Source organism: Streptomyces sp. NPDC046887, from assembly GCF_040644755.1.
In the GTDB taxonomy this organism is placed as follows: domain Bacteria; phylum Actinomycetota; class Actinomycetes; order Streptomycetales; family Streptomycetaceae; genus Streptomyces; species Streptomyces lichenis.
Window position 1 is genome coordinate 1 of sequence record NZ_JBEYXH010000068.1, and the last position, 11,943, is coordinate 11,943.

Here is an 11,943-nt window from a genome sequence, read left to right on the forward strand (position 1 = left end):
GTCCGGGTGCGGCCGGCCGTGGCCGGGTGCGGCCGGCCGTGGCCGGGTGCGGCCGGCCGTGGCCGGGTGTGGGCGGGAGGGGTCAGACCGGGTCGACCTCGAAGGCGCCCTCGTCGGAGAAGTCGCCCTCGCCGAGGTCGTCCTCGGCGAAGGACGCGTCCTCGCCCATGCCCGGGCCGCCGAAGGCGCCCATGAGCTCGGCCGGGTCCAGCTTGGTGGCGCCGGCCGGGGCGGTGGGCTGCTCGCCCTTGCTCAGACGGACGACCAGGCCGAGCTTCTTGACCTTGGCGGACTCGGCGAGCTTGGCCAGGTCGATGCGGACCTCGGTGAGGTCGCCGTTCTTCAGGGTGAAGTCGGCGGCGACCTTGGTGTTCGGCGCGTCCTTCAGGTCGGTGGCCGTCGGCAGCTCCACGCCGGGCGGCAGTTCCTTCTTGAAGGGGCGGATCTCGTCGACCAGCTCGGTGATCAGGGTGCGGAAGGGGGCGGTGGCGACGATGTGCTCCTCGCCGTCCCCGTTGTCGGCGACGGCGAAGTCGACCTCGCGGCTGATGACGTCCTGGATCGCCTTGGTCAGCTTCTTCTGCGTCTTGGCGTCGAGGCTGGGCTCCGGCGAGGGCTCGCCGCTCGCGTCCTCGCCGGCGGCCTTCTCCAGCTCCTTGGTGTCGAAGGTGACCCAGCCGCCTTCCAGCAGCTTCTTGAAGGCGCCGGCCTCCGGCGGCAGGTCCGAGGCCTTCGGCATGGGCTCGCCCACGGCCTTGCCCAGCGCCTCCATGTCGGTGCGCACATAGGCGGCGTCGCCGACCTGCCGGAACTCGACCAGGTCGCCGTCCGGGGTGCTGACCTTGGCGGCGGCGCCGACGATGTCCTTCTCGCCGGAGTCCTTCAGCGCCTTCTTGGAGTGCACGGTGATGCTCATGCGCGCGCCGCTGAGCAGCTCCGCGGCCTTCGGGTCCAGCTCCTCGCCCGGCTCGCTGCCCATCTTCTCGTCCAGCGCCAGGAGCGAGGCGGAGTCGGTGTCGAGGTCGAGCTCGAAGGAGAGGGACTTCTCCTGGCCCAGCTTGTCGAAGGCCCGGTCGAGCTTCTGCCCGGCGGACAGCTGCTCCGCCGTGCCGCAGGCGGCCACGCCGGCCAGGGCGACGGTGACGACGGCGGCGGCGCTCAGGGTCTTGCGTATGGCGGTGATGACTGTCTCCTCATGCGAACGTGTGCGATCACACTCCCCCATCTGTGGTGTGACCCGTCAGAGGAGACTCACAGCTTCCGCAAAGGGTTGTACGGCCGCCGGCCCGGGATTGCGGGGTCCCGGGGCGGCGGCCGAATGCCCGGCCGGTGGTCAGTCGAGTTGTCGGGCGAGGGACTGGAACTGCGGCCAGGACAAGGGCGGATCGCCCGCGTCCCAGAGCTTCTGGGAGGTGGCCTTCAGCGGCATCCGGATGCCCTCGGCGACCTGCGCGGTGGTCTGGGCGTTCGCCAGGTCGCACCAGACGGCGAACCGCCCGCCCAGGATCTGCCGGTCGTAGCGGGCCGCGACCGGGGTGGTGCCGCGCAGCACCCGCGGGGTCCACTGCTCGTAGATCCGCTCACCGGTGGGATAGGTGAAGTCGTTGGGCTCGCCGAGCACGTAGTAGAGGTACTCGTCGTTGAGGTTCACCACCGGGCGGCCCTCGGCGAGGTACGCGGTCGGTGGGCGGGCGCCGATCTCCTTGCCGGTCCAGTACTCGACCTCGATGGTCTTGTCCGGCGTCACCGCGCTGTCGGCGAAGAAGCCGTCGTTCCAGGCCTTGGCCTTCTTCCGGGTGGAACGGACGGTCGCGGCGCGGTCGTTGAGCCAGCCCTCGGCGAGGTCCTGGACGGTGCCGTCCGGCCCGTACCGCTGCCGCGCGGCGGCGGCGAGCTGCGGGAAGGAGGTGGCGGGGTCGGAGACGGTCAGGGCCTGGTACTCGTCGGCGCCGACGTGGAAGTAGCCGCCGGGGAAGAGTGCCGCGTACTCGCGCAGCAGCTCGTCGATGAGGCGCGCGGAGGCGGGCTTGGAGATGTCGATGGCACCCTGGCGGGCGTTGCCCTGGGCGTTGCGGAGCTGGAGGTCGGGGTAGGCCCGCAGCACGGCGCCGAGGTGGCCCGGGGAGTCGATCTCGGGGATGACGGTGATGTGCAGGGAGTTCGCCAGGGCGATGATCCGGCGGACCTCGGCCTTGCTGAGATGGGGGTCGGAGACGATCTCCGGGTGGCTGGACGACTCGATGCGGAAGGCCTGGTCGTCGGAGAAGTGCAGAGCGAGCTGGTTCAGCTTGAGGTCGGCCATCTCGCGCAGCCGGGCCTCGATCCACCCGGCATCGAAGAACTTGCGCGCGATGTCCAGGTGCAGCCCGCGCTGCGGCTTGGCGGGCGCGTCGGTGACCGTGCCCTCGGGGACGGTGCCGCCGGAGCGCAGGGCCTGCTTGACGGTGCGGGTGCCGTAGAAGACGCCGGCCTCGGCCGGCCCGGCTATCCGCACCCGGTTGCCGCGGGTGGTGACGGTGTACGACTCGGCCCCGCCGCCCTGCTTCGGGTCGAGGACCAGCTCCACGTCCCCGGGCCGGGCGGCGGCCTCGCCCCGGTAGCCGGTGCCGAGCTCCCCGGCGAGCAGCCTGCCCTCGTCGGCGAGGGCGCCGCTGCCCTCGGCGAGCACCACGGCGCTGCCGCCGCCGGGCTTCCAGCCGGGTCCGCGGGCGGCCTGGTGCTCCCGTACCGCGGGGATGGTGCGGGGCTCGGTGGAGAGCGGATACGTCCGAGTGGGTGACGGGGAGGTGGGCGAGGACGGCGAGGGGCTGGTGGCCGCGGGAGTGGGCGCGCCCGCGGAGGCCGCTCCCCCGTCGCCGCTCCCGGCACAGGAGGCGGCGGTCAGGGAGAACACCACCGCCGCGGCCACCACCCCGGCCCGCCGGGCGCCGGATGAACCGGTCGCCGAGGGTCCGGACCCGGAAGGGTCGCCCCCCGCCCGGGAATCCGCCGACGGTGGCGTCGACCACGGCGTCGATCGGGGCGTCGACCACCGTGTCGACCGTGATGCCGAGCGCGGGGTCGTTGACCGCCGGAGCCTGGGGTGCCGGAACCGGAACACGGGTTACCTCCGTCCATAGGCCGTACTGAAACTCTCCCTTCCGGGTGAACTTCCCGCATCTCCCGAGACGCTCACGTTCACCCTGGGTAATGTTGTGCCCCTATCCCCACGGTCGTCCCTTCCGTACCGCGACCGAGCCTGAGTCCGAGACGTACCGCGACCGAGCCTGCGTCCGAGACACCCACCTGCCGAGGAGCCCACCGACAACATGGCCGGCGATCCCACCGCGGGCGTTCCGTACACCGGCGCGGCCCCCACCGCCGCCCGGGCGTTACCGGCACAGGCCCGCGGCTCCCTCGCGGGGTCGCCGCTGACCAGGTTCAACGAGGAGCCGGCCGGCGCCGCCGAGGCCGCGCTGCTGGCCTGCTGCGGCAGCCGCCGGTGGGCCGCGCGGATGGCGGCCCACCGCCCGTACCCGACGCTGGACGCGCTGCTGGCCGCGGCGGACGAGGCCGGGTACGACCTGGGCGGCGCCGATCTGGACGAGGCGCTGGCGGACGAGACGCCTCCGCTGCTGCCGACGGGCGCGCCGCCCGCCGCGCTCACCGCCTGGGACGCCGCGCTGAGCCGGTACGAGGAGCGGTTCGGCCACGCCTTCACGCTCTGCCTGGACGGGTGGCCGCCGAGGGAGCACCTGGACCTGGCGCTGGCGGCGATCCACACCCGGCTGGACCACGAGGCGGACCATGAGCGGTCGGTCGCCGCGGACGAGCTGCGCCGGCTGGCCCGGGCCCGGCTCGCCCGGCTGATCGGCACCTGGACCGAGCCGCCCCGCTGATCCCCGTAACCCTTTCTGTGAACAGCCCGGCGAAAGGGCTGGGAAAAAGCGCATGAAAGCGCATAAGAAGGGGGGAAGGGGCGGGTCGGCGCCACCGGCGGGCATGAAGTAAGGGCAGCCTTGCCTATGTCAGCGCAGGCCACCGCGTCCATAGCCCATCGGTGCCTCTTTGATCACACCTACCGACCCCGGGCGGGCGAACCGACAAAGCGTCGCTACGATTGCCGGGGCCGGTGGACCGTACCCGGCCGGGCCAGACCGCCTACGAAGCCGGCCGGGCCCCAAATCCGCTCCCGGAGGGTTTTTCCGTGCCGGCTGGAACGCTGTACCGCGGCCGGGAAGGCATGTGGTCGTGGGTGGCTCATCGAGTCACCGGCGTCCTCATTTTCTTCTTCCTGTTCGTGCACGTGCTGGACACCGCGCTCGTCCGCGTCTCACCCGAGGCCTACGACGAAGTGGTCGCCACCTACAAGACGCCGATCGTCGCGCTGCTGGAGTACGGCCTCGTCGCCGCCATCCTCTTCCACGCGCTCAACGGCCTCCGCGTGATCGCCGTGGACTTCTGGTCCAAGGGCCCCCGCTACCAGAAGCAGATGCTCTGGACGGTCGTGGGCATCTGGGTCGTCCTGATGGCCGGCGCGATCTACCCCGTCCTCGGCCACGCCGTGCGTGAACTGTTCGGGAGCTGAGACCAGACATGTCGACTGACACCACCCCCGCCGTCGGCCCCGTGGAGGGCGGCCACGTCTACGACGTGGACAACCCGGCCCCGCTCATCGAGGCACCGCGCAAGCGGACCGGCCGCACCCCGCGCTCCACCCGCGGCAACTTCGAGATGGCCGCCTGGCTCTTCATGCGGCTGTCCGGCGTCGTCCTGGTCGTCCTGGTCATCGGCCACCTGCTGATCCAGCTGGTGCTGGACGGCGGCGTTTCCAAGATCGGCTTCGCCTTCGTGGCCGGCCGCTGGGCGTCCCCCTTCTGGCAGGTCTGGGACCTGCTGATGCTCTGGCTGGCCATGCTGCACGGCGCCAACGGCCTGCGTACCGTCATCAACGACTACGCCGAGCGCCCGAACACGCGCCTGTGGCTGAAGGGCCTGCTGTACACCGCGACGGTGTTCACCATCCTGCTGGGCACGCTGGTGATCTTCACCTTCGACCCGAACATCCGCTGAAGCCGGGGCTGACGATCAATGAAGATCCACAAGTACGACACCGTCATCGTCGGCGCCGGCGGCGCCGGTATGCGCGCCGCCATCGAGGCCACCAAGCGCAGCCGCACCGCCGTGCTGACCAAGCTGTACCCCACCCGCTCCCACACGGGCGCCGCGCAGGGCGGCATGGCCGCCGCGCTGGCCAACGTGGAGGAGGACAACTGGGAGTGGCACACCTTCGACACGGTCAAGGGCGGTGACTACCTGGTCGACCAGGACGCCGCCGAGATCCTGGCGAAGGAGGCCATCGACGCGGTCCTCGACCTGGAGAAGATGGGCCTGCCGTTCAACCGGACCCCGAACGGCACCATCGACCAGCGCCGCTTCGGCGGCCACTCCCGCAACCACGGCGAGGCCCCGGTGCGCCGGTCCTGCTACGCCGCGGACCGCACCGGTCACATGATCCTCCAGACGCTGTACCAGAACTGCGTCAAGGAGGGCGTGGAGTTCTTCAACGAGTTCTACGTCCTGGACCAGCTGATCACCGAGGTCGACGGCGTCAAGAAGTCGGCCGGCGTGGTGGCGTACGAGCTGGCCACCGGCGAGATCCACATCTTCCAGGCGAAGGCCGTGATCTACGCCTCCGGCGGCACCGGCAAGTTCTTCAAGGTGACCTCCAACGCGCACACCCTCACCGGTGACGGCCAGGCCGCCTGCTACCGGCGCGGGCTGCCGCTGGAGGACATGGAGTTCTTCCAGTTCCACCCGACGGGCATCTGGCGGATGGGCATCCTGCTCACCGAGGGCGCCCGCGGCGAGGGCGGCATCCTGCGCAACAAGGACGGCGAGCGCTTCATGGAGAAGTACGCGCCCGTCATGAAGGACCTCGCCTCGCGCGACGTCGTCTCGCGCTCCATCTACACGGAGATCCGCGAGGGCCGGGGCTGCGGCCCGGAGGGCGACCACGTCTTCCTGGACCTCACCCACCTGCCGCCGGAGCAGCTGGACGCCAAGCTGCCGGACATCACCGAGTTCGCGCGGACCTACCTCGGCATCGAGCCCTACACGGACCCGATCCCGATCCAGCCGACCGCGCACTACGCGATGGGCGGCATCCCGACCAACGTCGAGGGCGAGGTGCTGGCCGACAACACCACCGTCGTCCCGGGCCTGTACGCCGCCGGCGAGGTCGCCTGCGTCTCGGTGCACGGCGCCAACCGCCTGGGCACCAACAGCCTGCTGGACATCAACGTCTTCGGCCGCCGCTCCGGCATCGCCGCCGCCGAGTACGCCGCCACGGCGGACTTCGTGGAGCTCCCGGAGAACCCGGCGTCGCTGGTCGTCGAGATGGTGGAGGGCCTGCGCGCCGCCACCGGCAGCGAGCGGGTGTCCGAGCTCCGTCGCGAGCTCCAGGAGACGATGGACGCCAACGTGATGGTGTTCCGCACCGAGCAGACGATCAAGACGGCCGTCGAGAAGATCGCCGAGCTGCGCGAGCGGTACAAGAACGTGTCCGTCCAGGACAAGGGCAAGCGGTTCAACACGGACCTGCTGGAGGCCATCGAGCTGGGCAACCTGCTGGAGCTGGCCGAGGTCATGGCGGTGTCCGCGCTGGCCCGCAAGGAGTCCCGCGGCGGCCACTACCGCGAGGACTACCCCAACCGCGACGACGTCAACTTCATGCGCCACACCATGGCGTACCGCGAGGTCGGCGACGACGGCTCGGAGACCGTGCGTCTCGACTACAAGCCCGTCGTCCAGACCCGCTACCAGCCGATGGAGCGTAAGTACTGATGGCTACCCCCGTCATGGACAAGGCCGAGGCGGTCGCGAAGACCGACGCCTCCCCGTACATCACGGTCACCTTCCGCATCCGCCGCTTCAACCCCGAGGTGTCGGAGCACGCGGTGTGGGAGGACTTCCCGATCGAGATCGACCCCAAGGAGCGGGTCCTCGACGGCCTCCACAAGATCAAGTGGGACGTCGACGGCACGCTGACCTTCCGGCGCTCCTGCGCGCACGGCATCTGCGGCTCCGACGCGATGCGGATCAACGGCAAGAACAGGCTCGCCTGCAAGACGCTGATCAAGGACATCAACCCGGAGAAGCCCATCACGGTCGAGGCCATCAAGGGCCTGACGGTCCTCAAGGACCTGGTCGTGGACATGGAGCCGTTCTTCCAGGCGTACCGGGACGTCATGCCGTTCCTGGTCACCAAGGGCAACGAGCCGACCCGTGAGCGGCTGCAGACCGCCGAGGACCGCGAGCGGTTCGACGACACCACCAAGTGCATCCTGTGCGCCGCGTGCACCTCGTCCTGCCCGGTGTTTTGGAACGACGGCCAGTACTTCGGCCCGGCGGCGATCGTCAACGCCCACCGCTTCATCTTCGACTCGCGCGACGACGCCGGGGAGCAGCGGCTGGAGATCCTCAACGACAAGGACGGCGTGTGGCGCTGCCGCACCACGTTCAACTGCACGGACGCCTGCCCGCGCGGTATCGAGGTCACCAAGGCGATCCAGGAAGTGAAGCGGGCGCTGATCACCCGCCGCTTCTGATCCCCGCCTGAGCGGTACGTGTACGAGGGCCCGTCTCCGTCCCGGAGGCGGGCCCTCGCCGCATCACCCGGGCCACCGTCACCCGGACGACCGGAGAGGGACCCGTTCCGGTGGTTTGGCCGAACAGCGCGTAGACGCGATCGATGCCTCGGGCATGTAGTGGACTCGTCACCGGGTGGAGTCGACACCGGCCGGATGACGCCGTGACACTCCCCCGCGTCCGTCCACGAGTCAGCGTCTGCGAGGCCCCCCATGACTCAAGCGACCCCCCTGCCGGACGTCGTCGCGTTCCCCCAGGACCGCGGCTGCCCGTACCACCCGCCGACCGCCTACCAGCCGCTGCGCGAGGCGCGCCCGCTGGCCCGGGTGAAGCTCTGGGACGGCCGCCGGGTGTGGGTGGTCACCGGGCACTCCGCCGCCCGGGCCCTCCTCTCCGACCAGCGGCTGTCCAGCGACACCACCCACCCTGCCTTTCCCAGGCCCACCGAGCGGTTCGCCACCATCCGCGACCGGCGGCGCGCCGCGCTGCTCGGGCTGGACGACCCGGAGCACAACGTCCAGCGCCGGATGCTCATCCCCAGCTTCAGTGTGCGCCGCGCCGAGCGGCTGCGGCCGCGTATCCAGGAGATCGTGGACGGGGCGCTGGAGGCGATGGTGGCCAAGGGCCCGCCGGCCGAGCTGGTGGCCGACTTCGCGACGCCCGTCCCGTCGATGGTGATCTGCGAGCTGCTCGGCGTCCCCTACACCGACCACGAGTTCTTCGAGGAGCAGTCCCGGCGGCTGCTGCGCGGCCCGGCCGCCCGGGACGTGGAGGTCGCCCGGGAGCGGCTGGAGGGGTATCTCGGCGAGCTGGTGGAGCGCAAACGCGCCACCCCGGGGGACGGGGTGCTGGACGATCTGATCGCCCGGCAGCTCGACGTCCGCGGGGAGCCGGACCGGCAGGAGCTGGTGGACCTGGCCCTCGTCCTGCTGGTGGCCGGCCATGAGACCACCGCCAACATGATCTCGCTGGGCACCTACACCCTGCTGTCCCACCCCGAGCGGCTGGCCGAGCTGCGGGCCGGCGGCCCGGAGCAACTGCCCGCCGCCGTGGAGGAGCTGATGCGCTTCCTCTCCATCGCGGACGGGTTCATCCGGGTGGCGCGGGAGGACATCGAGATCGAGGGCGAGGTGATCCGCGCCGACGAGGGGGTGGTCTTCTCCACCTCCCTGATCAACCGGGACACCGCCGCCTACACCGACCCGGACGCGCTGGACTGGAACCGCTCGGCCCGCCACCACCTGGCCTTCGGCTTCGGCATCCACCAGTGCCTGGGGCAGAACCTGGCGCGGGCCGAGATGGAGATCGCCCTGGGCACCCTGCTCCACCGGCTGCCGGAGCTGCGCCTGGCGGCCCCCGCCGACACGATCCCGTTCAAGCCGGGCGACACGATCCAGGGGATGCTCGAACTCCCCGTGGCCTGGTGACCACCGTGAGAAAGGACCACTGATGACGAGGGAAGGCCGTTGATGCGCATCTCGATCGACGAACACGTCTGCATCGGCGCCGGCCAGTGCGCCCTGACCTCCCCGCAGGTCTTCACCCAGGACGAGGACGGCTTCGGCACCGTCCTCACCGGACGCGAGGACGGCGCCGGCGACCCCCTGGTCAAGGAGGCCGCGCGGGCCTGCCCGGTGCAGGCGATCACCGTCGACGGCTGACGGCCGCGCCCGGACCGCCGGGGAGGGCTGCCTCAGCCCTGGGCCGCCGGGAACACGAAGAAGCCCTTCTCCGTGCTGAGGTAGCCGTAGCCCGACGACCGCGAGAAGAGCGGGATGCTCTGCTCGGGCAGGCTCTTGGCGAGCACCTTCTTGGTGCGGCCGTCCACGGCGAGGTACGCGTCCTCGGCGCCGTTCTCGCCGTCGACGGTGCCGTAGAGCACGCCGTTGGGGGCGAAGCGCAGCGGCTCCATCGCCTTCTCGCCCTCCGCCTGCGACCAGACCTCCTTGCCGTCGGCCGGCTGCCACACGGCCGTACCCCGCTCCGTGTGGACGGCGGCCAGCGTGCGGTCCGGGCTGAAGACGGAGGAGCCCTCGGTGTTGACGGTGTCGTACGGGGCGTCCTGGTATGTGTACTTCGAGGAGCCGCCGACCTGCTTGCCGGTCGCGATGTCGTAGGTCGCCGTCACCCAGGTGTCGGTGGCGAAGACGCCCGCCCCCCAGGCGGTCAGCACCTTGCCGTCGCGCACGTCGAGGACCCGGATGCTACGGCTGGCGCGCTTTCCGTCCTCGTCCAGCTCCACACCGGCCGGCGGGGTGACGTCCGCGGTGCTCCAGACCTTCTTCCCGCCGTCGAGCTCCGTCATGACCAGCTGCTCCGGGTCCTCCTCGTAGGTGGAGGCGTTCTCCACATGGAAGGCGTACGCGCCGGTGATCAGCGGCGCGTGGCCCGAGGCGCCGTCGATGTCCTTGTTGCGCGGGTCGAAGCTGCACGCCGCCATCTGCCCGGTGCAGACGACCTTGCGGACCGCGCCGCCGTCGATGGCGGTGAGCTTGAGGCCCGCCTGCTCGTCCTGCTCGACCACATAGCCCTCGTGGACGTCGAACTTGTCGCCCTCACGCGTGATCTTGCCCAGCTCCGCGCCGTCGCCGCCGTAGACGGTGACCGTGGTGCTGGTCTTCTCCGCGCTCAGACCGTCCGACTCCGTGGTGGCACCGGTGAGCACCGCGACCGCCCGGACGCCCTGGTGCCAGGTGGTGGCGACCACCCGGTCGGCCTTCACCGTGAGGGTCTTGCGCACCTCGCCGGTCTTCACGTCCCGGAACTCCAGGGTCGTCGGCGTGGAGGCATCGCCGACGGACAGCGCGCCGACGGTCCCGTCGACCGGCTCCTTGTCGGACCCGCCCCCTGAGGCGTACGCGCCCTGGGCGTCCTTGGCGAACAGGAAGGTGTCCCCGAGGTCGATCGCCTTGGCGGGCGAAGGAAGGCTCCACGCCGGCTCGGCGGCCAGGCCCGGGATCGCGGGCCCGTCGTAGCGGGGGCCATTGGCCGCCGCCGCATCGCCCGAACCGCCCGAACCGGCGGCCGCTCCCCCGGCCTTCGGCTTCGCGGCGGGCTCCTCGCCCCCGGAGCTTCCGCACCCCGCCACCAGCCCCGCCGAAAGGACGAGGCCGACCGCCGCCACCGTGTACTTGTTCATTCTTTCCCCCGTACGCCTGCCGTGAGCCATGACCTATGAGCCGTGAGCCTGTGGCACGTGATCTTGAAATGCCCACGGCAGCATAAGCGACCGGTCGAACACCAGAGCACCCGCTCCACTTGAACATGTTCAAAAGAAGTTCTAGGCTCAGCACCATCAGCTTTTGAACGCGTTCAAAGGAGCGTGGGGCATGGACCTCACTGTCATCGCGTACGTCGTCTACCTGCTGGTCAGCGTGGGTCTGACGGTCTGGGTGGCGCGCACTCTCAGCCGCAACGGCCGGGTCTTCCTCGCCGATGTGCTGCACGGCAACGAGAAGCTCGCCGACGCCGTCAACCATCTGCTGGTGGTCGGCTTCTACCTGGTCAACCTCGGCTTCGTCGCGCTCCACCTGAGCCAGGACGACCCCGTCGCCGACGCCCGGCAGCTCTTCGAGGCGCTCTCGGTCAAGCTCGGCGTGGTGCTGCTGGTCCTCGGGGTGCTGCACCTGGCCAACGTCTACGTACTGAACCGCATCCGCCGGCGCGGCACCCTGGACCGCGAGCAGCGGCCGCCCGTGGCGCCGCAGGGGTACATCCCGCCCGCCGGTGGCTGGAGCAGCCCCACGGCCGGGGCCTGAGGGCGGGCCGCGCCATGACCCACTCGCCACCGCCCGCGCCTCCCCCGCCACCGGTGCGACGACTGACGGTGCTGTACGACGCGGGGTGCCCGCTCTGCGTACAGCTGCGCGGCTGGCTCGCCCGGCAGACCCAGCGGGTGCCGCTGGACTTCGTACCCGCCGGCTCCGCCGAGGCCCGCCACCGCTTCCCGCGGCTGGACCACCGGGCCACCCTGGAGGAGATCACCGTCATCGGGGACGCGGGCCAGGTCTACCGCTCGGAGGCGGCCTGGATCACCTGCCTCTGGGCGCTGGACGCCTACCGGGCCACCGCCCACCGGCTCTCCACCCCGGCCGGGCTGCCGCTGGCCCGGGCCACCGTCCTCGCCGCCGCCAAGCTGCGCGCCGCCCGCACCGGCGGCAAGGGACCGAACGGCTGCGCCGAGGGACGGTGCGTACCAGGTCACGGGGCGGGTGCCTGAGGCCACGGCCGGATGCGCCAGGGCCGCGGTCGGCGGGGCGGCCGGTTCGCCGGTGCGGGTCTCGGTGGGCGTCTCGGTGGGCGCTGAGGGGGTGC

General features: G+C 71.1%; 12 protein-coding genes. 9 read left to right on the forward strand and 3 right to left on the reverse strand.

Features of this window, described 5'->3' with window-relative positions; all coding sequences use genetic code 11:
• Positions 1-82: 82 nt before the first annotated feature.
• Both ABZ945_RS32695 and ABZ945_RS32700 read right to left on the reverse strand, forming a co-directional pair.
• Positions 83-1,225, reverse strand: a complete 1,143-nt coding sequence (locus tag ABZ945_RS32695) for a hypothetical protein (protein ID WP_361277059.1) — start codon at positions 1,223-1,225, stop codon at positions 83-85.
• 108 nt (positions 1,226-1,333) lie between these two features.
• A complete protein-coding gene (locus ABZ945_RS32700) occupies positions 1,334-2,893 on the reverse strand; it encodes a glycoside hydrolase family 20 protein (protein WP_361277078.1) in 1,560 nt (519 codons plus the stop codon).
• Between the two features lie 415 nt (positions 2,894-3,308).
• Between ABZ945_RS32700 and ABZ945_RS32705 the strand changes: the two genes are divergently transcribed.
• The 7 genes from ABZ945_RS32705 to ABZ945_RS32735 all read left to right on the forward strand — a co-directional run bounded on the left by ABZ945_RS32705 (position 3,309) and on the right by ABZ945_RS32735 (position 9,290).
• Positions 3,309-3,878, forward strand: coding sequence for a 2-oxo-4-hydroxy-4-carboxy-5-ureidoimidazoline decarboxylase (locus ABZ945_RS32705; RefSeq protein ID WP_361277060.1), 570 nt, complete (start codon positions 3,309-3,311; stop codon positions 3,876-3,878).
• A 308-nt stretch (positions 3,879-4,186) separates the two neighbouring features.
• Complete coding sequence (gene sdhC / locus ABZ945_RS32710) at positions 4,187-4,567, forward strand: succinate dehydrogenase, cytochrome b556 subunit (protein ID WP_308282240.1); 381 nt, start codon at positions 4,187-4,189, stop codon at positions 4,565-4,567.
• Between the two features lie 8 nt (positions 4,568-4,575).
• Entirely contained in the window at positions 4,576-5,052 is a 477-nt protein-coding gene (locus ABZ945_RS32715; protein WP_361277062.1) for a succinate dehydrogenase hydrophobic membrane anchor subunit, read from the forward strand.
• An 18-nt stretch (positions 5,053-5,070) separates the two neighbouring features.
• Positions 5,071-6,825, forward strand: a complete 1,755-nt coding sequence (gene sdhA, locus ABZ945_RS32720) for a succinate dehydrogenase flavoprotein subunit (protein WP_361277064.1) — start codon at positions 5,071-5,073, stop codon at positions 6,823-6,825.
• On the forward strand, positions 6,825-7,589 hold the full coding sequence (locus tag ABZ945_RS32725) for a succinate dehydrogenase iron-sulfur subunit (protein WP_361277066.1): 765 nt from the start codon (positions 6,825-6,827) through the stop codon (positions 7,587-7,589). The genes sdhA and ABZ945_RS32725 overlap by 1 nt, the downstream gene beginning before the upstream one ends.
• A gap of 252 nt (positions 7,590-7,841) precedes the next feature.
• The gene (locus tag ABZ945_RS32730) at positions 7,842-9,056 is read left to right on the forward strand and encodes a cytochrome P450 (protein ID WP_361277068.1); all 1,215 of its coding nucleotides are present in this window, start codon (positions 7,842-7,844) and stop codon (positions 9,054-9,056) included.
• Between the two features lie 42 nt (positions 9,057-9,098).
• Positions 9,099-9,290: a ferredoxin gene (locus tag ABZ945_RS32735; protein ID WP_361277070.1), complete on the forward strand. Its 192-nt coding sequence runs from the start codon at positions 9,099-9,101 to the stop codon at positions 9,288-9,290.
• A gap of 32 nt (positions 9,291-9,322) precedes the next feature.
• Here the strand turns inward: ABZ945_RS32735 and ABZ945_RS32740 are convergent, their stop codons facing one another.
• Positions 9,323-10,768, reverse strand: coding sequence for a hypothetical protein (locus tag ABZ945_RS32740; RefSeq protein WP_361277072.1), 1,446 nt, complete (start codon positions 10,766-10,768; stop codon positions 9,323-9,325).
• 190 nt (positions 10,769-10,958) lie between these two features.
• Between ABZ945_RS32740 and ABZ945_RS32745 the strand changes: the two genes are divergently transcribed.
• Positions 10,959-11,387, forward strand: a complete 429-nt coding sequence (locus tag ABZ945_RS32745) for a hypothetical protein (RefSeq protein WP_361277074.1) — start codon at positions 10,959-10,961, stop codon at positions 11,385-11,387.
• A gap of 14 nt (positions 11,388-11,401) precedes the next feature.
• A complete protein-coding gene (locus ABZ945_RS32750; RefSeq protein ID WP_361277076.1) occupies positions 11,402-11,848 on the forward strand; it encodes a DCC1-like thiol-disulfide oxidoreductase family protein in 447 nt (148 codons plus the stop codon).
• Positions 11,849-11,943: the final 95 nt, after the last annotated feature.

Bases quoted from the DNA above. Each gene is read 5' to 3' on its own strand.
- ABZ945_RS32715 (WP_361277062.1), top strand. From the start codon at position 4,576: ATGTCGACTGACACCACCCCCGCCGTCGGCCCCGTGGAGGGCGGCCAC.
- ABZ945_RS32730 (WP_361277068.1), top strand. From the start codon at position 7,842: ATGACTCAAGCGACCCCCCTGCCGGACGTCGTCGCGTTCCCCCAGGAC.
- ABZ945_RS32745 (WP_361277074.1), top strand. From the start codon at position 10,959: ATGGACCTCACTGTCATCGCGTACGTCGTCTACCTGCTGGTCAGCGTG.
- ABZ945_RS32705 (WP_361277060.1), top strand. From the start codon at position 3,309: ATGGCCGGCGATCCCACCGCGGGCGTTCCGTACACCGGCGCGGCCCCC.
- ABZ945_RS32740 (WP_361277072.1), bottom strand. From the start codon at position 10,768: ATGAACAAGTACACGGTGGCGGCGGTCGGCCTCGTCCTTTCGGCGGGG.
- ABZ945_RS32735 (WP_361277070.1), top strand. From the start codon at position 9,099: ATGCGCATCTCGATCGACGAACACGTCTGCATCGGCGCCGGCCAGTGC.
- ABZ945_RS32725 (WP_361277066.1), top strand. From the start codon at position 6,825: ATGGCTACCCCCGTCATGGACAAGGCCGAGGCGGTCGCGAAGACCGAC.
- sdhA (WP_361277064.1), top strand. From the start codon at position 5,071: ATGAAGATCCACAAGTACGACACCGTCATCGTCGGCGCCGGCGGCGCC.
- ABZ945_RS32695 (WP_361277059.1), bottom strand. From the start codon at position 1,225: ATGGGGGAGTGTGATCGCACACGTTCGCATGAGGAGACAGTCATCACC.
- ABZ945_RS32750 (WP_361277076.1), top strand. From the start codon at position 11,402: ATGACCCACTCGCCACCGCCCGCGCCTCCCCCGCCACCGGTGCGACGA.